Source organism: Streptomyces sp. NPDC056480 (assembly GCF_042795405.1).
Lineage (GTDB): Bacteria > Actinomycetota > Actinomycetes > Streptomycetales > Streptomycetaceae > Streptomyces.
Map to the genome: position 1 here is coordinate 137892 of NZ_JBHTSA010000005.1, position 24395 is coordinate 162286.

The following is a 24395-nucleotide window of genomic DNA, read 5'->3' on the forward strand; positions in this document are numbered from 1 at the left end:
CCCAGCTCGCCCCACCCCCTCGCGGAAACCCAGAAAAGGACCAGCACATGAGCACCACCGGAAGAACGGGCCTTCGGCTGAGCAGCGCCGTGGCACTCGGCGTCGTCCTCGGCGTCACCGCCTCGGGCCCCGCCCTCGCCGCGCCCCTCGCCCCCGCCGCCCCCGCTCCGGGAAGCACCCGGACCTGCCCGGCTCCCGGTGAGGAACCCGGCATCGGCCACGAACCGCGGTTCACCGACACCAACGTGGCCCTGTTCGCCGGCGGCGACTACACCGCCGACGGCGCGTCCGCCGAGGCCGAGGGCCTGCTGGTCGTCGGCGGGAACGCCACCTTCGCCAAGGCCTCCGGCGGCGTGTTCAACGTCGGCCGCGCCGGCGCGGGCTCCGGCATCGTGCCGCCGGCCGGGTCGGTCATGCTGGCCGTGGGCGGGAACCTGGCGATAGCCGGCGGGACGACGGTCGACGTCGGCCACGGCCTCACCTCCGCGTCCGGCTACGGCGGTGCCGTCCGCGTCGGCGGCGCCATCGACGAGAAGGGCAGGCTGGAGACGAACGGCGGGAGCCGCTCGGCGGGCCTGGGCGCGCGCGACGCCCTCACGCCGTACGACGCGTTCGCCGGCACCGTACGGGACGAGTCGGCGTCCCTCGGGTCGCTGAAGCCCACGGGCACGAGCGTGCGCCGGGGCGACACCGTCACCTTCGAGGGCGGCAAGGCGGGCTCCGGCCCGCAGGTGTTCGAGATCGCCGCCAAGGAGCTCGACGGCGCCTCGTCCTTCGACTTCCGGTCGATCCCCGAACGGGCGTCCGTCGTGGTGAACGTGACGGGACGTCAGGCAGTGGGCATCTCCCCCCTGTCCGTCGGCTTCAACGGCGACCGCGTCGACGCGTACAGCTCCGCGCACTTCGGCGAGGCCGCCTCGCGGATCCTCTACAACTTCGAGGCGTCCCCGTCGCTCACCCTCGGCGGCGGAGGGAACTTCATGGGGTCGATCCTCGCCCCCGAGGCGTCCGCCGACCTGACGGCCAGCACGAACGGCCGGGTCTACGTCGGCGGCGACCTGCGCACCCACGGCACGGGGAACGAGACCCACAACTACCCGTGGACCGGCTCCTCGACGTTCACCTGCAAGCCCACGCCCGGGGGACCGAGCGCCACCCCCACGCCGACCCCCTCCTCCACGACGCCCGCGACCTCGTCGCCGACCCCCTCCACCTCGCAGCCCGCGGAGGAGACCCCGGGGACCCCGGGCACTCCGGAGACGACGGCACCCGAGGGCTCCGCACCTCCCACCGAGAGCAGCTCCGCGCCCGCCGCGCCCGGTACGACGCCGCCCTCGCCGTCCGTCACCGAGCCCGGCGACAGCTCCCTCGCGACCACGGGTGCGCAGCTCACGCCGTACGCCGTCGGCGCCGCGGCCCTGGGTGCGGCCGGTGCCGCGATCCTCGTGCTCGCCCGTCGACGCCGCGCGGGCGTCCGGCACTGAGCCGGTGCCGGCGCACGCACCGGTGACCTGAAGGCACGCCCGCCCGCGGGCGGGCCACGACCGCACACTCCACAGAGCCGCCCTCCGGCCGGGACGTCATCCCGCCGGAGGGCGGCTCTGTACGGTTTCGCTCCCCCGGCGTCCCACCCGATGCCCGACGGATACCTAGGGGGGTATTTGACTTGCTGCGACGGATCCCCTTACGGTCGAGCTCGCAGATACCCAGGGGGGTATCAGAAACCAAGGGGTACCCCGGTGCGTGCACACCGCACGAAAGGATGGCCGTGTTCTTCGCCCAGTACTACCTCGACTGCCTCTCCCAGGCGTCCTACATGATCGCCGACGAGCGGACCGGCCAGGCCGTGGTCGTCGACCCGCGCCGCGACGTCTCCGATTACCTCACCGACGCCGCCGACCACGGCCTGACCGTCGTCGGCGTCGTCAACACCCACTTCCACGCCGACTTCGTCGCCGGCCATCTGGAGCTGGCCGACAGCACCGGCGCCTGGATCGGCTACGGCCGCCGGGCCGAGACCGAGTACCCGATCCGCAAGCTCGCCGAGGGCGAACGGATCGCCCTCGGCGACGTCACCCTGGAGATCATGGAGACGCCCGGGCACACCCCGGAGTCGATCAGCGTCCTGGTGTACGAGCACGGTGCCGACGCCGTCCCGTACGGCGTCCTCACCGGCGACGCGCTCTTCATCGGCGACGTCGGCCGCCCCGATCTGCTCGCCTCCGTGGGCGTCACCGCCGGGGAGCTCGGCGCGATGCTCCACGACAGCGTCCAGCACAAGCTGATGGCCCTTCCCGACGAGGTGCGGGTCTACCCCGCGCACGGGGCCGGCTCCGCCTGCGGCAAGAGCCTCTCCACCGAGAAGCAGTCCACGATCGGGGCGCAGCGCGCCACCAACTACGCCTGCGCGCCGATGAGCCGCGACGCCTTCGTCGCGCTGGTCACCGCCGGGCAGCCCGCCGCGCCGGGATACTTCGCCTACGACGCCGACCTCAACCGCAGGAACCGGGACCGGTACGACGCCACCGCGGCGGCGCGCTCGCTCTCCCGGGCCGAGTTCGCCGAGCTGCGGCACTCGGGCGCGGTCGTCGTCGACGCGCGCTCACCCCAGGACTTCGCGGCGGGCCACCTGTCCGGCGCGGTGAACGTACCCGCCGACGGGCGGTTCGCCGAGCAGGCGGGCACCGTCCTGGACCCCGTCGCCGACCTGGTCGTCATCGCGCCGGAGAACCGCGAGGAGGAGGTCGTCACCCGCCTCGCCCGGGTCGGCTTCGACCGCGTGGCGGGCTACCTGCGCGACCCCGAAGGCGCCCTGGAGGAGCTGGCCGACGAGGTCACCCCGGCGAGCCGGCTGACCGCCGCCCAGCTCAGGTCCGCGCTCGCGGGCCGGCGGCCGCCGGTCGTCGTGGACGTCCGCACCTGCGGTGAGCGCGAGGCGGACGGCTTCCTCGAGGACGCCCTGCACATCCCCCTGAGCGAGCTTCCGCGGCGCACGGACGAGCTGCCCACCGACCGGCCCCTGGTCGTGCACTGCGCCGGCGGTCACCGCTCCTCCATCGCGGCGAGCCTGCTGCGCCACCACGGGTTCCAGGACGTCTCCGACATCCTGGGCGGCCACGCGGCCCTGGCCTCGGCCACGCCCCCTGCCGCCGTCTGACCTGTCGGCGTTCAGGACCCCTCGCCGCTCCGAGACGGCGGCCCCCACACCCTCTGAAATACCCCCAGGGGTATCACTCGTCATCCATCCGTTCCTTCACCCGGAGCCACCCATGAGCGCCACGCCCCCGACCGCCCCGCCCTCCCTCACCCCCGTCGACCTGCACCGGCTCGTCCGGGAGGGGCGCGCCCCTCGCCTCCTCGACGTCCGCACGCCCGGCGAGTTCCGTACCGTCCACATCCCGGGCTCGTACAACGTCCCCCTGGACACCCTGCGGGAGCACCGCGCCGAGCTCCTCTCCCACCTCGACGAGGACGTCGTCCTGGTCTGCCGGTCGGGGGCCCGGGCCGCGCGGGCCGAGCAGGCACTCGCCGGGGCGGGGCTGCCGAACCTCCGCGTCCTCGACGGCGGCATCAACGCCTGGGAGGCGGCCGGCGCGCCCGTGAACCGCGGCCCCGAGCGCTGGGACATGGAGCGCCAGGTGCGCCTCGTCGCGGGCTCCGTCGTGCTGACCACCGGTCTCGTCGGCGTCCTGGTGCCGGGCGTCCATCTGATCGGGACGGCGATCGGCGCGGGACTGACCTACGCGGCCCTCAGCAACTCCTGTCTGATGGGCGTCCTGCTCTCGAGGCTGCCGTACAACCGCGGCCCCCGCCCCGACATCCGCTCGGTGATCGCGGAGCTGCGGAGCACGCCGTGACCGTGCTCGTCGTCGCCGCCTCCCTGCTCATCGGCGTCAGCCTGGGCGTGCTCGGGGGCGGCGGCTCGATCCTGACGGTGCCGATCCTGGTGTACCTGGCGGGTCAGGGCACGAAGGAGGCGATCGCCGCCTCGCTGTTCGTCGTGGGTGTCACCAGTCTGGCCGCCCTGGTCCCGCACGCGCGGGCGCGGCGGGTCCGATGGCGGACCGGCCTGCTCTTCGGCGCGTTCAGCATGGCCGGGGCGTACGGGGGCGGGCGGCTCGCGGAGCACGTGCCCGGCACGGTGCTCCTCGTCGGCTTCGCTCTGATGATGCTGGCCACGGCGGTGGCGATGCTCCGCCCGCGGCACGGGCGCGAGCCGGGCCGGCCCGGGCCTGCCCGGTCCGAGCAGGGCGGTCGTCCCGCTCTCGCGGGCCTCGCCGCCAAGGGCCTCGCCGTGGGTGCCGTGACGGGGCTCGTCGGCTCCGGCGGCGGCTTTCTCGTCGTCCCGGCCCTGGCGGTCCTCGGCGGACTGCCGATGGGTCTCGCGGTCGGGACCTCGCTCCTCGTCATCGCGATGAACTCGTTCGCCGGGCTCGCCGGTCACCTCGCGGGCGTCACGATCGAATGGGGCCTCGCCCTCACGGTCACCGCGGCCGCCGTGATCGGCGGTACGGCCGGCGCGCGACTGGCGGGCCGCATCCCCCAGGACACCCTGCGGGCGGCCTTCGGCTGGTTCGTCGTCGTCATGGGGGTCCTCGTCCTGGCACAGCAGCTCCCCCCTGCCGCCTGGACGCACCCCGCCACGTGGGCGGTGCTCGGCACCGGATTCGGAAGCGGCACCACGGCCGTGGTCGCCTCGCTCGTACGGCGCGCCCCGCGGCACCCCTGAAGGGGCCCGCGGGGCCGTCGCGGCGCGCCCGGTCGCGCGTGTGCCGTCGCCGTACGTCCGCGTGCCCGCGCCGAGCGCGTGTGGCGCGGCGGACCGTCCGTCCTACTGCGGCTTGGTCGCGATCTGGATCAGGTTGCCGCAGGTGTCGTCGAAGACGGCGGTGGTGACGGGACCCATCTCCAGGGGCTCCTGGGTGAACCGGACCCCGAGGCCGGTCAGACGCTCGAACTCCGCCCGCACGTCGTCCACGGCGAACTGGGCGAGCGGGATGCCGTCCTGGACGAGGGCGTCGCGGTACGGCTTGACGGCCGGGTGGCCGGCGGGCTCCAGGAGGAGTTCGGTGCCGCCGAGCTCGTCGGGCGAGACGACGGTCAGCCAGCGGTCCGTCTCGCCGAGCGGAACGTCGTGCTTCTTCACGAAGCCGAGGATCTCGGTGTAGAAGCGCTCGGCCTCGGCCTGGTCGTCGACGAAGACGCTGGTCAGGTGGATCTTCATGGGGTGTTCTCCTCCGGTCCGGACGGGTGGGGCACGAGCCACCGGTCGGCGATCTGCCGCAACGGGGCCGTGTTCAGGTCGTGGAACTTGTAGCGCCCCTCCCGTCTGGTCTCGACGAGCCCGGCGGCCTCCAGCACGGCAAGATGCTGGGAGACGCCCTGGCGCGAGATGCCGAGCTGGTGCTTCATGCTCAGCCGGGCGCAGATCTCGAACAGCGTCTGTCCGGACTTCTGCGTCAGCTCGTCGAGGATGGTGCGGCGGGTGGGGTCGGCCAATGCTTTGAAGAGGTCGTCGGCCACCACCCCAGAATAGGCAAGCATTCACTTGCCTATCAAGTCGAGGAGGAGCCCCCGGGGGCCGGGGCCGCCGAAGCGACCGGCTCCCGAGGGCTCCACCCGCACCCGCGTCAGCCCAGACGGATGTGGTCCACCGCCCAGTACCAGTTGTTTCCGGCGTCGTACATCCGGAAGCGGAGGGTCACCGCACGGGCGCCCGCCGGGACCGTGAGGTCCTTGCCGACCGCCGTGTTCTCGGCGTCCGGCGAGCCGGGGCCGTACTGCAGCACGATCTGCTCCTCACCGGAGTCGAAGACCGCGCGGACCTCGGCCTTCTGGTTGCCCTCCTGCCGGTAGTGGGAGTCGAAGTCCACCCGGAGGCTCGTACGGCCGGCCGGGATCGGAACGGCCGGTGAGACCAGGGTCGAGTCGAAGCGGCCCTTGCTCGCGGGCGCGCCGGTGTCGTCCCAGTCGTCCGGGTCGGCGACCGCGACGATGCCGAGGCCCCGGGTGAAGTTGGGCCGGTTCTGGGCGCCGGCCGACCAGGCGCGGCGGGTGTGGAAGGTCCAGCCCTGGAACATCGGGGTGCCCTGCGGCATCGCGGCCGCGTTGACGACCGACCAGCCGTCCGGCGCCGTCGCCGTCCAGCCCTGCACCTGACCTCGCTTGACCAGCTTCCCGGCCAGCGACTGGAAGTCCTCCGCGAGCAGGTGCCCGCTCATGGACGGGGCGATCCGGGCCTGGATCTCGCCGTCGGCGAGGCGCAGTCCGTCCGCCGCGCGGCCGCGGGCGACCGCGAGCAGCCGGGCGGAGCCGTACGCGGGGGCGTCGGCGGGCGCGGTGACGTCCCAGCTCGCGACGGTCGAGGAACCGGCGGGCAGGGTCCGCGGCGGGGTGTCCGCGACCGGCTTCGCCGTCCATCCGGAGGGCACCGTGAAGGCGAGGGCCACGTCGTGGAGCTCGACGGGGCCGCGGTTGGTCACGGTGGCGGTGAACCGGGCCGTGGTCCCGCCCGCGACGACCGGCTCGTCACCGGCGGCCGTGGTGACCTCGACGGCGAGGGCGTCGGGGAGGCCCATCGCGGGGTCGGTGACACCACGGGTCCGGCCCAGGTCCCGGCCGCCGTGGTGGCGGTCCTGGTTCCGGTCGGCGAAACGGCCGGCGAAGCGGCGCAGGAACCGCGGGTCGTCGGCGGCGCTCACGGCGATGTCGTACCAGCGCTCGGCCGGTACCCGCAGCTTCACGGTGCGCTCGTCGCGCGCGCCGATCCGGACCTCGCGGACCCCGCCGCCGTAGGCGAGATCGCCGACGAGCACGGTACGGGAGCGCCGGCCGCGGTTCTCGATCTCGATCTCCACGTACGCGCGGTCGCCGTCGGACTCCTCCTTGAGGCGGGCCTCCAGCGCGTCGTCGGCGTCGCCGCGCAGCACCCACAGGGATCCGTTGGGGCCGTGGACCCGCAGGTCGTAGGCGTCGCCCTGGAGCGCGCGGGAGCCGGAGAGCCGCTCGTCGGCACCGACGGTGTAGAAGTCGGGGGTGCTGCCGGGCTCCGCGTACACCTGGAAGACGGCGGCCTGGCGGCCCTTGTTGCGGAGGTCCAGTTCGACCTTGCCGTCACGGACCCTGGAGCGCAGCGACAGGGCGTACGGCACGGGGCGGGCGGGCCGGGTGCCGCGCTGCTGGCGCGGGAAGAACTGCGGCGAGGGTACGGCGATGGACGGCTTCCCGGAGGCGGCGTCGCCCTTCGCCACGTTGCCGCTGGTGTCGGGCAGTTCGGGCCAGACGATGTCCTCGCCGGAGAAGTCGAACACGGACGTCAGGTCTCCGGAGACGGAGCGGCGCCAGGGGCTGATGTTGGGCTCGCGCACGCCGAAGCGGCGCTCCAGGAAGCGGATGACGGAGGTGTGGTCGAGGACCGTGGAGTCGACGACGCCGCCACGGGTCCACGGGGACACGACGAGCATCGGCACCCGGAGGCCGAGGCCCATGGCGTGCGGTCCCGAGACCAGGGTCTCCCCGGCGGGCAGGGTGTCCGACCAGGTCAGGCCGCCGTCGGCGGCACGGACCCGGTAGCGGCCGTCCTGGGAGACGACCCGCATCGCGACGGCCCCGTCGGCCTGCCTCACCCGGACGACGACCTCGCCGTCCACGGACATGGTGGCCTTGCCGCGGTCGGCCGAGAGCGGCGGCACGGGCGGCATGCAGTGGTCGAAGAAGCCGCCGTGCTCGTCGTAGTTGAGGATGAAGACGGTCTTGGCCCACACCTGGGGGTGGTCCGCGAGCGCCTCGATCAGTCGCGCGGTGAGGTCCTCGCCGAACGGCGGCGGCCAGCTGGCGTGCTCGGAGAGCGCCTCCGGGGCGACGATCCAGGACACCTGCGGCAGACGGTCGGCGGCCACGTCGGCGCGGAACGCCTCGACGAGCGCGTCGCCCATCTTGTGGCCGTCGCCCTGGTCGGCGGCGGCGCCGACCATCGCCATGCCCCGGTCGTGGAGCGGCTCGCCGGGCTTGGCCTGCTGGAACGGCCGGAACCAGGCGAGGGCGTTGTCGTCGTAGTTGTCCCGGGCCTGGTACGTCTTCCAGCTGACACCGGCGTTCTGGAGCCGCTCGGCGTAGGTGGTCCAGGTGTAACCGCCGGGAACGTAGCTGTTGTTGTAGACGACGGTGTCGTTGACCGTGCCACCGCTGGTGCCGGTCATGAAGTGGTCGCGGTTGGTGTTGGTGTTGCACTGGACCGACGCGTGGTACTGGTCGCAGACCGTGAAGGTGCCCGCGAGCGCGTTGTAGAACGGCATGTCGGCGGGCTCGTAGAAGCCGTGGCCGAGCCAGCCGCTGCTGCGGCCGGTGACGTAGCCGTCGGCCCGCCCGTCGTTCCAGAGCGGGAAGGAGTCGACGAAGCCGAAGGCGGGGGCGCCGTTGCGGTAGGCGTTGGTGTGGGCCGCGTTCATCGCGAAGGGGACGAGGTGGCCCTCGGGGCGGGAGGGGTCGGGCTGGTGGAAGACCGACCTGCCGTTGACGCCGCGGACGGCGGTACGGTCGCCGAGGCCGCGGACGCCGGGCAGGGTCCCGAAGTAGTGATCGAAGGAACGATTCTCCTGCATCAGGACGACGACATGCTCGATGTCTTCCAGCCGGCCGGGGCGGGCGGGCGCGGCGAGGGCCTCGCGCACGCTGAGCGGCAGCGAGGCGAGCACGGCGGCGCCGGCGGCACCGCCGAGCAGCGCGCGGCGGGAGACGTCGGGGGAGGGAGGCATGACGGGGGACTCCTTGGGTCTTTCGCGTCGGGAACCGCTGTGGTCCAGACCCGTTATGTCTAGGAGATCATGGAGTCCCGGACGGGGGCTGCCGGTGAACGCGAGACGAACACCGCCGCCGAACCGCCGCACTCCGCCCGGATCGGGACACAGGGGCCGGCCACCGCTGCGCGCGGGCCGTGGAAGCCCTCGCCACGAGCCCGTTGTCAGTGCCTCGCGATAGCTTCGATCTTGTTCGAGAGGTTGCGCGAGAGGGGCGAATTCGTGGGTGTCGAACGTGCGTTGAGGGTCGTTCTGGTCGATGTCAACGACGAGGTGGTGGCGGCCTGGCGGTCCGCGTTCGCGGACACGCCCGAGGTGGAGATCCGGCGCGGATCCCTGCTCGACGTGGATGTCGACGCGTGGGTGTCCCCCACCAACGCGCGGGGCCGGATGGACGGTGGCGTCGACGCCGTCGTCAAGCGGCACCTCGGCGCGGGGATCCAGGTGAGGGTCCAGCGGGCGATCCGCGACCGGTTCGGCGGGAGCCTGCCGGTGGGCAGCGCGGTGTGCGTCCCGTCCGGGGCGGCCGTACCGCGGTATCTGATCTCGACGCCGACCATGCGGCAGTCCTCGCAGAACGTCAGCGAGACGATGAACGTGGCGCTGGCGTGCGCGGCGGCGTTCCAGGCGGTGCACCTGCAGAACCGGGTGAAGCCCGGCAGCATCAGGTCGGTGGCGCTCGTGGGGATGGGCGCGCAGACGGGCCGGGTGCCGGCGGGAGTGTGCGCCAATCTGATGTGGACGGGGTACGCGCTCTTCCACGACCACGGGTTCACGGATTACGACGAGTTGCGGGCCGCGGTGCTCGGGCAGCTCGACGACATCGAGGGAGCGGGGTCCGCGCGGCGGGTCCGGATCAACGTCCCGCAGCGACCTTCCTTTCGCCACTGACGCGAAGGTTCCGCAGGCCGGCAGCGCACCGGGCGGGGACGCCGACGGCGATCTCACGGCATCCGAATCCGCATCCGCATCCGCACCCGAATCCGAATCCGTACAGCATGGGAGTTCTGTCCTCGTGAACGATGTCGACGTGACGGCCGCCGGCGGCGCGAGTCCCTCCGCCGGGGACCCCCTGGATCTCGCCGGTCTGTTCACCGGGGGCGGTGAGCCGTGGCTTCCGCTGCTGGCTCCGGTGATCGAGGCGCAGCCGGGGGCCGCCGGCTTCATCGGCCCGAAGCGCAGTCCGGAGGTGGTTCCGGTGCGCGAGCTGACGTTTCAGGCCTTGAAGCCTCACCCGCCGCACAAGTGGAAGGTGGTCGCCTTCGGGCAGAACCCGTATCCGCGGGCGGAGAGCGCGACCGGCATCGCGATGTTCGACAACACCTTCAACGACTGGAAGGACAGCCAGTTCGGCCGTGTGGTCAGCATCCGCTGCATCATCAAGGCGGCCGCGATGTGGAAGTACGGCATCGTCAAGAAGACCCCGATCGCCGACGTCCGCGCGCTGCTGAGGAAGGAGGACACGGTCGCGCCGCCGGAGTGGTTCCAGGCGATGCTGACGCAGGGTGTGCTGCTGCTCAACGCCTCTCTCACGGCGAGTGCGGACGGGGCGGTGCCGACGGATCGTCACACCCACTTCTGGCGGCCGGTGGCCGAGCAGATCGTCGAGGAGATCCTCCGGGCGAAGCAGGACGCCGCCGAGGAGGACCGGGGTGTGGTGTTCGCCTGGTGGGGCGCGCACGCCCGGAGCCTGAAGAGGGTCGTCCAGCGACTGGAGAAGAAGTACCCGGAGGTCGAGGTCCGGCACCTCGACCACGCGAACCCGGCCGCCCAGGGTGACATCTTCTGCGACGGCGACCACTTCGCCCAGGTGAACGACGCCCTGGCCGCGGTGGGCGCCGAGCCGGTCGACTGGCTGCCGAGCAAGGGCTGGGACCGGAGGCCGGCGGGCGCGGGCGGTGCGGAGGGCGGTGACGTCGCGGAGCGGATGGGGGCGTTCATCGCCTCGACGATGGAGCTCCATCAGCTCTATCTGGAGCGCCTCACGAGCGTCAAGGACGAGGGCCTCGTCCTCCCGGCCATCACCGGGGTGTTCGACACGCCGCTGATGGACTTCCGCAAGGCCGTCGAGCCGGTGTCGCGGGTGCTCGCCCGGCTGGACCGGCACATCGAGCGGTCGAGCGCGTTCGGCGAGTCGAAGGCCGCCGAGGCGGCGCTCGGAGAGTCCGCGTCCGGGCAGTCCGCCTTCGGCGAGGGTCTCTCCGCCGACGCGATCTCGGCGCTGCACCTCTACACCTGCGAGTCGGCGTTCTACCGCGAGATCAACGCCGTCCTGCGGTCCCCGGACCGGGAGCGGCTGGTCCCCTACCTGCCCTATCTGCGGCTGCTGTTCTCCGCAGTGGAGTCGCTGCCCGCGCAGACCCGGCCGCTGTGGCGCGGTGTGGCACTGGACCTGCGGTCGCAGTATCCGCTGGGGCAGACGGTCACCTGGTGGGGCGTGTCGTCCTGCACGTCCGAGCTGGGCGTGGCCAAGGCGTTCCTCGGGAGCCGCGGTCGGCGGACCCTGTTCGAGGTCACGCCGGCGCGGGCGGTGGCGATCCGGCGGTTCTCCGCGTTCACGGGCGAGGAGGAGTTCATCCTCGCGCCGGGCACCCGGCTGAAGGTGACGGAGGTGAAGGCCGAGCGGGGCGGGCTCTGCACCGTGCGGCTGACCGAGCTGGAGGGTGAGGGCCTGGTGTCCTAGCTCGGACAGAGCCTCGGCCGACACGTCGGCCGAGGCTCTGTGGTGTCCGCAGAACACGCCGGACGATCTCCGTCGTCAACACTTCACACCAGCCCCCGACATAACCCAACTCGGGTTCCTGTTGGGGGCGTTGTGCGTTCAAGGCCTGAATGCGCGACCCCTTGACGCGCCTGGTTCAGACCTTTACTTTTGCCGCTCAGAAAGTGGAACGGCGTTCATGTCCTTGAACCGCCACCGGGTCGACCCGGTAGATCCGGTAGATCCGGTAGATCCGCGGTGGGCGCCGCCGCCCGGCCCCGTCCACCGGCGAACCCTCCCCCACCCGAGAGGACCCCCCACATGCACCGGACCCGTCTGCCACTCACCGTGGCCGCCCTCGCCCTCGCCGCCGGCGGTCTCACCGTCGCCACCGACGCCCCCGCAGAGGCCGCCGCCGGCCGGATCACCGGCCTCGCCGGCAAGTGCGTCGACGTCGCGGGGGCCAACCCCGCGAACGGCACCCCCGTCCAGCTGTACGACTGCAACGACACCGCCGCCCAGACCTGGGACGTGGGCTCCGACGGCACCCTCAAGGCCCTCGGCAAGTGCCTGGACGTGACCTCGGGAGGCACGGCCGACGGAACGACGCTCCAGCTCTGGGAGTGCAACGGCTCCGCCGCACAGCGCTGGACCGTCACCGCGGCCCGCGACATCGTCAACCCGCAGGCCGACAAGTGTCTTGACGCCACGGGCAACAGCTCGGCCAACGGCACCCGGCTGCAGATATGGACGTGCACCGGCGCCGCCAACCAGAAGTGGACGGCGCCCCCGGCCGGTGGCACCGGACCCGCCCCCGGCGGGAACATGGCGGTCGCGCCGTACCTCTACAACGGCTGGGGCAGCCCGCCGAGCCCGACCACCGTCATGAACGCCACCGGCGTCAAGTGGTTCACGCTCGCCTTCGTCCTCAGCAACGGCTACTGCAACCCGCAGTGGGACGGGGGCCGCCCCCTCGTCGGCGGCGTCGACCAGCAGACGGTGAACACGGTCAGGGCGGCCGGCGGCGACGTCATACCGTCCTTCGGCGGCTGGAGCGGCAACAAGCTGGAGAGCTCCTGCTCCAGCGCGGGCGAACTCGCCGCCGCGTACCAGAAGGTCATCAACGCGTACGGCCTCAAGGCGATCGACATCGACATCGAGGCCGCCGCCTACGACAGCCCCACCGTCCAGCAGCGCACGGTCGACGCCCTCAGGACGGTCAAGGCGAACAACCCGGGCCTGAAGGTGTACGTCACCTTCGGGACCGGCCAGAACGGCCCCGACACCAGCCTCGTCAACCGGGCCGCGGCGGCCGGCCTCACGGTCGACAGTTGGACCGTCATGCCGTTCAACTTCGGCGGCAACGGACAGAACATGGGCACCCTGACCGTCCGCGCGGCCGAGGGACTCAAGACCGCGGTGAAGAACGCGTACGGCTACAGCGACGACCAGGCCTACCGCCACACCGGCATCTCCTCGATGAACGGCGTCACGGACGTGGGCGAGACCATCACCCAGGCCGACTTCCGCACGATCCTCGCCTACGCGCAGCAGCGGCACCTGGCCCGGCTGACCTTCTGGTCCGTCAACCGCGACCGTCCCTGCACCGGCGGCGGCGCCGACACCTGCTCCGGGATCGGTCAGCAGGCCTGGGAGTTCACCCGGATCCTCGCGGCCTACAACGGCTGACCCGAGGCCCGAGGCCGGAGGCCCAAGGCCGGAGGCCCAAGGCCCGAGGCCCAAGGCCCGAGGCCGGAGCCCCGAGGCCGGAGCCCCGAGGCCAGAAGCCCACAGGCCCACGGGCCCACGGCCCTTCGTACGTCTCCTCCCGTCCCCACCAAGGAGCCCCATGTCCACCCCCGTCTCCCCACCGCGGAGCGCCGCACCCCGGCGCCCCGCCCGTGCCCGCCCACGGCCCCGGCGCCTCGCGGCGGTCCTGGCCACCGGCGCGGTGCTCTGCTCGGCGCTCGTCGCCCTCTCCCCCGGATCCACCGCCTCCGCCGTCTCCCCCTCAGGAGCCGGGGCCGCGGCCGCGGCCGAGATCCCCACCGGCACCGTCACCGTCGTGAACGCCGGCAGCGGGAAGTGCCTGGACGCCCGCGCCGCCTCGACCGTCAACGGCACCGCCGTCCAGCAGTACGCGTGCAACGGCACCACCGCCCAGCAGTGGACCGTCGCACCGACCTCGGACGGCCACGTCCGGATCGGCGCCCGCACCGACCCCGCCCAGGTCGTCGACGTCAGCGACGTCTCCACCGCCGACAACGCCGCCGTCCACCTGTGGACCTACGGCGGAGGCCTCAACCAGCAGTGGCGGGCCGTAGACGAGGGAGGCGGCGCCTTCCACCTCGTCAACCGCAACAGCGGGAAGTGCCTCGACGTCCCCGCCGCGTCCACCGCCGACAGCGTGCGGCTCGTCCAGTACGCCTGCAACGGCACGGCCGCCCAGCGCTTCCGGGTCACACCGGTCGGCACCGCGCCCGGCGAGGTCGACCTCGGGCCGAACGTCCTCGTCCTCGACCCGTCGATGCCCTCGGCGACCGTGCAGGGCCGGCTGAACACGATCTTCCAGCGCCAGGAGACCAACCAGTTCGGTTCGGAGCGGTACGCCGTCCTGTTCAAGCCGGGCACGTACAACAACGATGTCAACGTCGGCTTCTACACCCAGGTCCTCGGGCTGGGCCAGTCGCCCGACTCCGTGACGATCAACGGCGCCGTGCACGTGGAGGCCGACTGGTTCCCGCCGCAGAACGCGACCCAGAACTTCTGGCGCGGCGCCGAGAACCTCTCCGTCACCCCGACCGGCGGCACCGACCGCTGGGCCGTGTCCCAGGCCTCGGCGTACCGCCGGATGCACGTCCGCGGCAACCTCGAACTGAGCGACGGCGGCTGGTCCAGCGGCGGATTCATGGCCGACACCAAGATCGACGGCCAGGTCCGCTCCGGCACCCAGCAGCAGTGGCTGACCCGCAACTCCCAGCTCGGCTCCTGGACGGGGTCGAACTGGAACATGGTCTTCGTCGGCAGCCAGGGCGTGCCCGGCACCAGCTTCCCCAACCCGCCCTACACCACCGTGGACCGCTCCCCCGTCGTCCGCGAGAAGCCCTTCCTCACCGTGGACGCCGCCGGCGCGTACGAGGTCGTCGTGCCCGCCCCGCGCACCGACTCCACGGGCACCACGTGGGCGGCCGGCGGCACCCCCGCCGCGACCCGACTGCCCATCGACCGCTTCCACATCGTGAAGCCGGGCGCGACCGCGGCCCAGATCAACGCCGCCCTCGCCGCGGGCAAGGACCTCCTGGTCACCCCCGGCGTGTACCACCTCGGCGAGACCCTCCGGGTCACCCGCCCCGGCACCGTGGTCCTCGGCCTCGGCCTCGCCACCTTCGTCCCCGACAACGGCATCACCGCGATGACCGTCGCGGACGTCGACGGGGTCAAGATCGCGGGTGTCCTCTTCGACGCCGGTACGGTCAACTCGCCGACCCTCCTCGAGCTCGGTCCCGCCGGAGCGTCCGCGTCCCACGCGGCCGACCCGACCTCGCTCCACGACGTGTACTTCCGCGTCGGCGGCGCGGCCGTCGGCAAGGCCACCACCAGCCTGGTCGTCAACAGCGACCACGTCATCGGCGACCACCTGTGGGTCTGGCGCGCGGACCACGGCACGGGCGTCGGCTGGAACACCAACACGGCCGACACCGGCCTCGTCGTCAACGGCGACGACGTCACCATGTACGGCCTGTTCGTCGAGCACTACCAGAAGCACCAGACCGTCTGGAACGGCAACCGCGGCCGGACGTACTTCTACCAGAACGAGATGCCGTACGACCCGCCCAACCAGGCCGCCTGGATGAACGGTTCGACCCAGGGCTACGCCGCCTACAAGGTCGCCGACTCGGTCACCAGCCACCAGGCGTACGGGCTCGGCAGCTACTGCTACTTCAACGTCGATCCCGGCGTCACCGCTGAGCACGCCATCGAGGCGCCGAACCGTCCCGACGTGCGCTTCCGGAACATGGTGACCGTCTCCCTCGGCGGGACCGGCACGATCCGGCACGTCGTCAACGACCGCGGCGGGCCGTCCAACTCCTCCACCAACGTGGCGAACCTGGTGAGCTACCCATGACCCGACACCTGATGCGGCTCCTCGGCCTGATGGCGCTCGTCCTCGGCCTCGGTGCCGTCGGACCCGCCCAGGCCGCCCCGGACGCACCCGACTTCCGGGTGATCGCGTTCTACAACGGCACCTGGGACGCGGCCCACATCGACTTCGTGAAGGAGGCCAACGACTGGTTCCCCCGGACGGCGGCCGCCCAGAACTTCTCCTACACGGCGACCACCGACTGGAACCTGCTCGCCAACGGCGGTGTGGACGCGTACGACGTCGTCCTCTTCCTCGACGACGCCCCGCAGAGCGCCGCCCAACGCGCCGGTTTCGAGCGGTACATGCGCAACGGCGGCGGCTGGCTCGGCTTCCACGTCTCGGCGTTCACGACGAACGCCGCCGGCTGGAACTGGTACTACAACCAGTTCCTGGGCAGCGGGAACTTCCGCTCCAACACCTGGGGACCCACCACCGCCGTCGTCCGGACGGAGAACGGCTCCCACCCGGCCGCGGCCGGGCTGCCCACGACATGGACCTCCGCCGTCAGCGAGTGGTACAGCTGGTCGAACAACCTGCGGTCCAACCCGTCGATCAAGGTGCTCGCCTCGGTCGATCCGGCCTCCTTCCCGCTGGGCACCGACCCGAACCAGTCCTGGTACAGCGGTGACTACCCGCTCGTCTGGACCAACACGCAATACCGCATGCTGTACGCGAACTTCGGCCACAACGCCATGAACTACTCCACCGGCGCCCGGCTCTCCTCCACCTTCGCCAGCCCCACCCAGAACCGTCTCCTCCTCGACGGCCTCCGGTGGCTGGCGGGTGCCGGCACCACCCCGCCCGGTCCCTTCCCCGGGGACTCCTGGTACACCCTCGCCGCCGAGGCGAACGGCCTGTGCGTCGACGTCAGGGCGGCGGGCACGGCCAACGGCACGCCCGTCCAGCAGTACACCTGCAACGGCACCCAGGCCCAGCAGTTCCGCTTCACCCCGACGGCCGACGGCTACACCCGCATCGGTGTCCGTACCGCTCCCCAGCAGTCCGTCGACGTCACGGACCGGTCGACGGCCGACGGGGCGCCGCTGCAGCTGTGGGCCTACGGCGGCGGCACCAACCAGCAGTGGCTGCCGGTGGCCGAGCCCTCCGGCCGGTACCGCCTCGTCGCCCGCCACAGCGGCAAGTGCCTCGCCACGACGGGCACGAACGCGGTCGGCGTCGTCCTCGTCCAACGGCCCTGCGACGGGTCCCCCGCGCAGAGCTTCCGCCCCACCGCGATGCCCTGACGGTCCCGCAGGACGCCACGCCGCGGCCCCCGGGCACGACCCGTGCCCGGGGGCCGCGGCACGGGCCGTGGCACCGGGGCCGTCCGACACCGCACCCCCGTCCACCGGCGCCTTCCGACACCGCACCCCCGGCCCCGGAACCTTCCGACACCGCCACCCCGGCCACCGGGGCACTCCGGCACCGCCGCCGCCCCCCGGGCGGCGGTATCGGCATGCGCGCCCGGCGGCCCGGACCGATCATCCGTACATGGCAGGTACTCCCCCACGCCCCGGGCCGACCGGCGCCGCCGGCACACCGGCGCCCCGTCAGAAGTGCGCGCCCTCACCCCTGTCGGCCGCGGGTTCGCTAGTCTTCCTCGGCCGGACCTCCCGAAGCACGCCCCGCGTTTCCGCTCGACCCGCAGCAGGGAGCCAGATGGGCCGCCGCCTGAGCCTTCGATGCCGTGCCGTCCTCGTCGCCACGGTGTTCGCCACCGTGACGGCGGCGAGCACGCCCGGAGTGCCGCCGCTGTCGGGGGCCCTCGCATCGGCCGCCACGCCGGCCCCCGGCCCGCGGGCCGTCTCCGCCGGGCCGCTCGCGCCGGACGTCGGCACCCGGTCGGCCGCGGACACCGCGTCCGCCCTCTTCGACCCCGCGCCCGCCCGGGCGAGTCTGGAGCGCCTGCTGCCCTCCCGGGCGGCGCAGTTCACCCTGGTCCCCGTCGAGGAGCCCGCCTCGGGCGACTACTTCGAGGTCTCGGGAGCGGCCGGGGCGATCGTCGTGCGGGGCACCTCGCCCGCCACGCTCCTCACCGGTGTCGGCTGGTACCTGGAGCGGGTCGCCGGGGTCGACCTGGGATGGCCCGGCTCCAGCGTCGGCCGGCTGCCCGGCACCCTCCCCGCGGTCGACGCGCCCCTCACCCGGTCGGCCGCCGTGCCCCACCGCTACGCCCTCAACGACACCGACGAGGGGTACTCCGGCGCCTACCGCGACTTCGCCTCCTACCAGCACGACATCGACCTGATGGCGCTGCACGGCGTGAACGAGGTGTTCGTCCCGACGGGGGCCGAATACCCGTATTACCGGGCGCTCCAGGAGTTCGGCTACAGCGCGGCGGAGCTGCGCGCCTGGATCCCCGCCCCGGCCCATCAGGCGTGGTGGCTCCTGCAGAACCTGTCGGGGTTCGGCGGGCCGGTCTCCGAACAGCTCGTCGAGGCCCGGGCCACGCTGGGCGGACGGATCGCGGACCACCTCCGCTCGCTCGGGATGACGCCCGTGCTGCCGGGCTTCTTCGGGACCGTGCCGGCGGGCTTCGCCTCGCGCAACGAGGGCGCGGTCACCGTTCCGCAGGGCAAGTGGGTGGGCTTCGACCGGCCTGACTGGCTGGATCCGAACGGTCCCGTCTTCGCCCGGCTCGCCGCCGCCTTCTACCGCTTCCAGCAGGAGCGGTTCGGCGACAGCGACATGTTCAAGATGGACCTGCTGCACGAGGGCGGGATCGCGGGCGCCGTCGACGTCGCGGCGGCCGCCGGTGCCGTCCAGCGGGCGCTGGACACCGCGCGTCCCGGCGCCACCTGGGTCATGCTCGGCTGGCAGAACAACCCCGGCGACGCCCTCCTGAGCGGTGTCGACCGCCGCCGGGTCCTGATCGTCGACGGCCTCTCCGACCGGTACGACGGGCTCGACCGCGAGGCCCGGTGGGGCGGCACGCCGTACGCCTTCGGCACGATCCCCAACTTCGGCGGCCACACCAGCATCGGCGCCAACACCGGCGCGTGGGTGGACCGCTTCCACGCCTGGCTCGGCAAGCGGGACAGCGCGCTGCGCGGCATCGCATACCTCCCCGAGGCCACCGGCGCGAGCCCCGCGGCGTTCGACCTCTTCACCGAACTCGCCTGGCAGGCCACTCCGATCGACCGGAAGAGCTGGTTCGCCGACTACGCCGCACGACGCTACGGCGGTACGGATCCCCACGCGGCGGCCGCGTGGGAGCAGCTGCGCCTCGGCCCGTACAGCATGGCGTCCGGGACCTGGAGCGAGCCTCAGGACAGCCTCTTCGCCGCCCGGCCGGGTCTGACGGCGGCCACCGCCGCGAAATGGAGCCCGAAGGCCATGCGGTACGACGCCGCGACCGTCGAGCGGGCGCTCGCGGAACTGCTCCAGGTGGCGCCCCGGCTGCGGACCACGGACGCGTACCGCTTCGACCTCGTGGACGTGGCACGTCAGGCGCTCACCAATCGCGGCCGGGTCCTGCTGCCGCGCATCAAGGCCGCGTACGAGGCCCGGGACCTGACGGGGTTCCGGGCGCTGGTGCGGGATTGGCAGGCGCACCAGGAGCTGCTCGGGCGGCTCGTCGGCTCCGACCGGCGGTTCCTGATCGGCCCCTGGCTGGCCGACGCGCGCTCCTGGGGCGCCGACCAGGAGGAACGGGACCGGCTGGAGTACGACGCCCGCTCGATCCTCACCACCTGGGCCGACAGGGGGCCGAGCGAGACGGCTGGTCTGCACGACTACGCCAACCGTGAATGGTCCGGCCTCGTCCAGGACGTCTACGCGCCGCGATGGACCGCCTACTTCGCGGGGCTCGACCGTGCGCTGGTGGCCGGCACCGCGCCGGTCGCCGTCGACTGGTTCGCGCGCGACGACGCCTGGGCGCGCGGCCACCAGCGCTACCCGACGACGCCCACGGGCGACCCCTTCGCCCTGGCGGACGAGGTGCGGGCGGCCCTGGCGACATGACCGGGAACCGATGAGGGAGAAACCGTGACGGACGACGTCTGGCCGATGGTGCACGCCGAGCGGGCGGCGCTGATCGGCGACCTGACGCACCTCGAGGACGAGCGGTGGCGGCAGCCGTCGCTCTGCGACGGATGGACGGTGCACGACGTGCTCGCCCACTTGGTCGACAACGCCCGCGCGACACGCCTCGGCTTCCTCAAGGAGATGGTGGTCACGCGGTTCGACTTCGACCGGCAGAACACCCGCGGGGTGGAACGCGAGCGCGGGACCACTCCGCAGGAGACCCTGGAGCGGTTCCGCCGGGTGGCGTCGAGGACATCGGCGCCCCCCGCGCCGCTGGACAGCCGGCTCGTCGAGGAGATCGTCCACGGGGAGGACATCCGTCGGCCCCTGGGACTCACCCGCTCCTACCCGCCGCGGGCCGTCGTCCGGGCCCTCCGGCTCCAGGCGCGCACCCCGGTGTCGTTCGGCGGAGCGAAGGAACTCCTCTCCCGGGTCCGGATCACGGCGACGGACACGGACCTCACGATCGGAACCGGGCCGGAGGCCGAGGGCCCCGCGCTGTCCCTGCTCCTCGCGGTGACGGGGCGCACGGCGGTGCTCTCCGACCTCCGTGGTCCGGGGGTGGCCGTGCTGTCGGCGGGCGGCTGATCCGGCGGGCGCCCGAGGGCTGGCGGGCACCGTACGGTCACCCGGAATCCGCCTCCAATACCGTCCCCAACCAGCCACGCGCAAGGTGTCGACCGGAGAATCCTGGCCGACGCACTAGACTGGCGGGCTGTTTGGCGTCGGAACGGAACAACCCGGGCAGACCCGGGCTCCACCCGACGACCCGGACGTTGCCGGGAACGAGACGCGAGGTCCGATGGCAGCCACACCAGAGCACGGTGACACCACTCTGCTCCACGACGGGGATCCGTGGGCGGAGGAGCCCGGGAAGTCCGCCCGGTTCTCCGCCGGGCCCGCCGCCCCGGTGCGCACCCTCGTCGACATCTTCGAGGCCTCGGTACGGGCCTACCCCGACGAGCTCGCCCTGGACGACGGCACCACCCGGCTGACCTACCGGGCGCTGGCCGCGGAGGTCGAACGCCGGAGGCGCGCGCTCGCGGCCGCCGGTGTGGGGCTCGGCGACCGGGTCGGCGTCCGGGTGCCGTCCGGGACGAACGAGCTGTACGCGGCCGTCCTCGCCGTCCTCGCCGCCGGAGCCGCCTATGTGCCGGTCGACGCCGAGGACCCGGACGAGCGGGCCGAGCTGGTCTTCGGCGAGGCCGGTGTGCGGGCCGTGGTCGGCGCCGAGCAGCGGATCGACGTCACCGGGCGGGAGGGCGACGGTGCCGCCTCCGCGCGCCCCGGGCCCGAACACGACGCGTGGATCATCTTCACCTCGGGCTCCACGGGCAAGCCCAAGGGTGTCGCCGTCAGTCACCGCAGCGCCGCCGCGTTCGTGGACGCCGAGGCCGCGCTGTTCCTCGCCGACGAGCCGATCGGACCCGGCGACCGGGTCATGGCGGGCCTCTCCGTCGCCTTCGACGCCTCCTGCGAGGAGATGTGGCTGGCCTGGCGCTACGGCGCCTGCCTGGTGCCCGTCCCCCGGTCGCAGGTGCGCAGCGGCGCCGACCTCGGCCCCTGGCTGGTGGAGCAGGAGATCACCGTGGTCTCCACCGTGCCGACCCTCGCCGCGCTCTGGGACCCGGAGACCCTCGACGAGGTCCGGCTGCTGATCTTCGGCGGCGAGGCCTGCCCGCCCGAGCTGACCCAGCGCCTGGTCACCGAGGGCCGTGAGGTGTGGAACACGTACGGCCCCACCGAGGCGACCGTCGTCGCCTGCGCCTCCCTGCTGACCGGTGAGGAGCCGATCAGGATCGGTCTCCCGCTGAACGGCTGGGAGCTGGCCGTGGTCGACGAGTCCGGCGAGCCGGTGCCGATGGGCGGTAGCGGCCAGCTGGTGATCGGCGGCGTCGGTCTCGCCCGCTACCTCGACCCCGAGAAGGACGCGGAGAAGTACGCCCCGCTGGAGTCCCTCGGCTGGGAGCGCGCGTACCGCAGCGGCGACCTCGTCCGTGCCGAGGCGGAGGGCCTGGTCTTCCTCGGCCGCGGCGACGAGCAGATCAAGCTCGGCGGCCGCCGCATCGAACTGGGCGAGGTGGACTCCGCCCTCCAGGGCCTGCCCGGTGTCGCCGGCGCCGCGGCCGCAGTCCGTACCGCGCGCAGCGGCAACCAGCTGCTCGTCGGCTATCTCGTGACGCAGGAGGGCTGGGACCACGCGGCGGCGGTCGAGCGGCTGCGCGCCGAGCTGCCCGCGGCCCTGGTGCCGCTCCTCGCGCCCGTCGCCGAGCTGCCCACCCGTACGTCGGGCAAGGTGGACCGGGACGCGCTGCCGTGGCCGCTGCCCGATCTGGAGACCACCGGCCCCTCCGAGCAGCTGTACGGCACCGAGGCCTGGCTCGCCGAGCAGTGGAGCGAGACCCTCGGTGTGGCCGTCACGGGCGCCGCCGACGACTTCTTCGCGATCGGCGGCAACAGCCTCGCCGCCGCCCAGCTCACCACCCGGCTGCGCACCCGCTATCCGAGCGCGGCCGTCGTCGACATCTACCAGCAGCCCACCCTGCGCAAGCTGGCCCGGCGCCTGGAGAAGTCCGTCCAGGACGACGGGGCCGTACGGACGATTCCGCCGGTGCCGTTCCGGGCCGGGCTCCTGCAGACCGTCCTGCTGCTTCCGCTGTTCACCGTGATCGGGCTCCGCTGGACGGTGGCGCTGCTCGCCCTGGGCAACGTCCTGCACCGGTTCGGGGCCTATCCGTGGGCGCCGACCGCCTCGTGGTGGGTGGTGGCCGCCGGCGCGGCGCTGCTGTTCAGTCCGCCAGGCCGGCTCGCGATCGCCGCGGGCGGCGCACGGCTGCTGCTGCGGGGGGTGAAGGCCGGACGCCATCCGCGCGGCGGCAGCGTCCATCTGCGGCTGTGGACGGCCGAGCGGCTGGCCGAGTTCGTCGGTGCGACCTCGCTCACCGGATCCTGGCTGGAGCGGTACGCGCGGGCGCTCGGCGCCAAGGTGGGCCCGGACGTGGACCTCCACTCGCTGCCGCCGGTCACGGGCATGCTCAAGCTCGGCCGCGGCTGCGCCGTGGAGTCCGAGGTGGACCTCTCCGGCTACTGGCTGGACGGCGACCGGCTGGAGATCGGCCCGGTGAAGGTCGGCGCGGGGGCCGTGGTCGGCACCCGCAGCCTGCTGTTCCCGGGGGCGCGGGTCGGCAAGCGGGCCGAGGTGGCCCCCGGCTCCGCCGTGGCGGGACAGATCCCGACCGGGCAGCGCTGGGCCGGTGCGCCCGCGGGCAAGCTCGGCAAGGCCAAGCGGAACTGGCCCAAGGAGCGGCCGGCGCGGCCGCTCCACTGGCGGGCCGTCTACGGGGCGACCGGCTTCCTCCTCACGGCTCTGCCGGTGCTCGCCGCCCTGCCCGCGCTGCTCGTGGTGAGCCGCTTCGTGCCCGCCGACGCCGGGCTCGCCGAGGCGCTGCGGGGTGCGCTGCTCGCCGTGGTGCCCGGGGCCCTCGCCTACGGGTTCGCGTACGCCACGCTGGTGCTCGTCTCGGTTCGGCTGCTCAGCCTCGGGCTGCGGACCGGCAGCCATCCGACGCACAGCCGGGTCGCCTGGCAGGCGTGGACCGTCACACAGCTGATGGACCTGGCGCGGGAGACGCTGTTCCCGCTGTACGCCGGGCTGATCACCCCGGTCTGGCTGCGGCTGCTCGGGATGAAGATCGGCCGGGGCGCCGAGGTGTCCACGGTGCTCGCGCTGCCGAGCCTCACCACGGTCGGCGAGGGCGCGTTCCTCGCCGACGACACCCTGACCGCCCCGTACGAGCTGGGCGGCGGCTGGGTGCGGATCGGGCACTCCGAGATCGGCCGCCGGGCGTTCCTGGGCAACTCCGGCATGACCGCGCCGGGCCGCACGGTGCCGGACGACGGGCTGGTCGGGGTGCTGTCGGCGACGCCGAAGAAGGCGAAGAAGGGCAGCTCGTACCTGGGCCTGCCCCCGGTCAGGCTGCCGCGGTCCGCGTCCGACTCCGACCGGAGCCGGACGTACGACCCGCCCGCGCGGCTGCTGTGGGCGCGCGGCCTGGTGGAGCTCTTCCGGCTGCTCCCGGTGTTCTCCTCGGCCGCCCTCGCCGTCCTGACCGTGGCTGCCCTGTGCGCCCTGGCCACGGCGACCGGTCTGGGGGTCTGGGGCACGGCGCTGCTGTCCGGGGCGGTCCTGCTCGCCGCCGGCGCGGCCGCGTGCCTGGTCTCGGTGGCCGCGAAGTGGCTGCTCGTGGGCCGGCACCGGACGGGCGAGCACCCGCTCTGGTCCGGCTTCGTGTGGCGCAACGAGCTGGCCGACACGTTCGTCGAGGTCCTCGCCGTGCCGTGGCTGGTCGGATCGGTGCCGGGGACGCCGCTGCTCAACCTGTGGCTGCGCGCGCTCGGTGCCCGGGTGGGCCGGGGCGTGTGGTGCGAGAGCTACTGGCTGCCCGAGACGGACCTGGTCGTCCTCGGTGACGCGGTCAGCGTGAACCGCGGCTGTGTCTTGCAGACTCACCTCTTCCACGACCGGATCTTGAGGACGGATACTGTGGTCCTCCGCGAGGGCGCCACCCTGGGCCCGGGCGGAATCGTCCTGCCCGGCAGTTCGGTCGGGGCCCGCAGCACGCTGGGTCCCGCCTCTCTCGTGATGGCCGGGGAATCCGTCCCCGCCGACACCCGCTGGCTGGGCAATCCGATCGAGGCGTGGCGGGCCTGAACGGGCAGCACGAGCACA

15 protein-coding genes are annotated in these 24395 nt (G+C 73.1%); 12 read left to right on the forward strand and 3 right to left on the reverse strand.

The window, feature by feature from the left end; all coding sequences use genetic code 11:
• Positions 1-47: 47 nt before the first annotated feature.
• From ACFQ79_RS04645 to ACFQ79_RS04660, 4 genes are all read left to right on the forward strand, one after another.
• Positions 48-1484, forward strand: a complete 1437-nt coding sequence (locus ACFQ79_RS04645; protein WP_383579363.1) for a choice-of-anchor A family protein — start codon at positions 48-50, stop codon at positions 1482-1484.
• 284 nt (positions 1485-1768) lie between these two features.
• Positions 1769-3157, forward strand: a complete 1389-nt coding sequence (locus ACFQ79_RS04650) for a rhodanese-like domain-containing protein (RefSeq protein WP_383579364.1) — start codon at positions 1769-1771, stop codon at positions 3155-3157.
• Between the two features lie 112 nt (positions 3158-3269).
• Positions 3270-3857: a rhodanese-like domain-containing protein gene (locus tag ACFQ79_RS04655; protein WP_383579365.1), complete on the forward strand. Its 588-nt coding sequence runs from the start codon at positions 3270-3272 to the stop codon at positions 3855-3857.
• Positions 3854-4729 carry a sulfite exporter TauE/SafE family protein gene (locus tag ACFQ79_RS04660; protein ID WP_383579366.1) on the forward strand — a complete coding sequence of 292 codons (876 nt, stop codon included), beginning with the start codon at positions 3854-3856 and terminating at the stop codon, positions 4727-4729. Before ACFQ79_RS04655 ends, ACFQ79_RS04660 begins: the two co-directional genes overlap by 4 nt.
• A 102-nt stretch (positions 4730-4831) precedes the next feature.
• Here ACFQ79_RS04660 and ACFQ79_RS04665 read toward each other — a convergent pair whose 3' ends face one another.
• The 3 genes from ACFQ79_RS04665 to ACFQ79_RS04675 all read right to left on the reverse strand — a co-directional run bounded on the left by ACFQ79_RS04665 (position 4832) and on the right by ACFQ79_RS04675 (position 8753).
• Entirely contained in the window at positions 4832-5224 is a 393-nt protein-coding gene (locus tag ACFQ79_RS04665; protein ID WP_383579367.1) for a VOC family protein, read from the reverse strand.
• A complete protein-coding gene (locus ACFQ79_RS04670; RefSeq protein ID WP_383579368.1) occupies positions 5221-5523 on the reverse strand; it encodes an ArsR/SmtB family transcription factor in 303 nt (100 codons plus the stop codon). The genes ACFQ79_RS04665 and ACFQ79_RS04670 overlap by 4 nt, the downstream gene beginning before the upstream one ends.
• Positions 5524-5630: 107 nt before the next feature.
• Entirely contained in the window at positions 5631-8753 is a 3123-nt protein-coding gene (locus tag ACFQ79_RS04675) for a phosphocholine-specific phospholipase C (RefSeq protein ID WP_383579369.1), read from the reverse strand.
• A gap of 264 nt (positions 8754-9017) precedes the next feature.
• Between ACFQ79_RS04675 and ACFQ79_RS04680 the strand changes: the two genes are divergently transcribed.
• From ACFQ79_RS04680 to ACFQ79_RS04715, 8 genes are all read left to right on the forward strand, one after another.
• A complete protein-coding gene (locus ACFQ79_RS04680; protein WP_383579370.1) occupies positions 9018-9686 on the forward strand; it encodes a macro domain-containing protein in 669 nt (222 codons plus the stop codon).
• Positions 9687-9810: 124 nt separating this feature from the next.
• Positions 9811-11478 (forward strand): ADP-ribosyltransferase domain-containing protein, encoded by a 1668-nt coding sequence (locus tag ACFQ79_RS04685; protein ID WP_383579371.1) that lies wholly within the window; start codon positions 9811-9813, stop codon positions 11476-11478.
• A 339-nt stretch (positions 11479-11817) separates the two neighbouring features.
• A complete protein-coding gene (locus tag ACFQ79_RS04690) occupies positions 11818-13185 on the forward strand; it encodes a ricin-type beta-trefoil lectin domain protein (RefSeq protein ID WP_383579372.1) in 1368 nt (455 codons plus the stop codon).
• A gap of 160 nt (positions 13186-13345) precedes the next feature.
• Entirely contained in the window at positions 13346-15622 is a 2277-nt protein-coding gene (locus tag ACFQ79_RS04695; RefSeq protein ID WP_383579373.1) for an RICIN domain-containing protein, read from the forward strand.
• Positions 15619-16884 (forward strand): ThuA domain-containing protein, encoded by a 1266-nt coding sequence (locus ACFQ79_RS04700; protein WP_383579374.1) that lies wholly within the window; start codon positions 15619-15621, stop codon positions 16882-16884. Before ACFQ79_RS04695 ends, ACFQ79_RS04700 begins: the two co-directional genes overlap by 4 nt.
• A gap of 415 nt (positions 16885-17299) precedes the next feature.
• Complete coding sequence (locus tag ACFQ79_RS04705) at positions 17300-19603, forward strand: alpha-N-acetylglucosaminidase (RefSeq protein ID WP_383579375.1); 2304 nt, start codon at positions 17300-17302, stop codon at positions 19601-19603.
• 45 nt (positions 19604-19648) lie between these two features.
• A complete protein-coding gene (locus ACFQ79_RS04710) occupies positions 19649-20254 on the forward strand; it encodes a maleylpyruvate isomerase family mycothiol-dependent enzyme (protein WP_383579396.1) in 606 nt (201 codons plus the stop codon).
• Between the two features lie 214 nt (positions 20255-20468).
• Positions 20469-24377 (forward strand): Pls/PosA family non-ribosomal peptide synthetase, encoded by a 3909-nt coding sequence (locus ACFQ79_RS04715; protein ID WP_383579376.1) that lies wholly within the window; start codon positions 20469-20471, stop codon positions 24375-24377.
• The last annotated feature ends 18 nt before the right edge of the window (positions 24378-24395 follow it).

What these genes read in the sequence shown, in the direction of transcription:
- ACFQ79_RS04655 (WP_383579365.1), top strand. Translation starts at nt 3,270, where the DNA reads ATGAGCGCCACGCCCCCGACCGCCCCGCCCTCCCTCACCCCCGTCGAC.
- ACFQ79_RS04645 (WP_383579363.1), top strand. Translation starts at nt 48, where the DNA reads ATGAGCACCACCGGAAGAACGGGCCTTCGGCTGAGCAGCGCCGTGGCA.
- ACFQ79_RS04715 (WP_383579376.1), top strand. Translation starts at nt 20,469, where the DNA reads ATGGCAGCCACACCAGAGCACGGTGACACCACTCTGCTCCACGACGGG.
- ACFQ79_RS04690 (WP_383579372.1), top strand. Translation starts at nt 11,818, where the DNA reads ATGCACCGGACCCGTCTGCCACTCACCGTGGCCGCCCTCGCCCTCGCC.
- ACFQ79_RS04705 (WP_383579375.1), top strand. Translation starts at nt 17,300, where the DNA reads ATGGGCCGCCGCCTGAGCCTTCGATGCCGTGCCGTCCTCGTCGCCACG.
- ACFQ79_RS04710 (WP_383579396.1), top strand. Translation starts at nt 19,649, where the DNA reads ATGGTGCACGCCGAGCGGGCGGCGCTGATCGGCGACCTGACGCACCTC.
- ACFQ79_RS04700 (WP_383579374.1), top strand. Translation starts at nt 15,619, where the DNA reads ATGACCCGACACCTGATGCGGCTCCTCGGCCTGATGGCGCTCGTCCTC.
- ACFQ79_RS04695 (WP_383579373.1), top strand. Translation starts at nt 13,346, where the DNA reads ATGTCCACCCCCGTCTCCCCACCGCGGAGCGCCGCACCCCGGCGCCCC.
- ACFQ79_RS04675 (WP_383579369.1), bottom strand. Translation starts at nt 8,753, where the DNA reads ATGCCTCCCTCCCCCGACGTCTCCCGCCGCGCGCTGCTCGGCGGTGCC.
- ACFQ79_RS04665 (WP_383579367.1), bottom strand. Translation starts at nt 5,224, where the DNA reads ATGAAGATCCACCTGACCAGCGTCTTCGTCGACGACCAGGCCGAGGCC.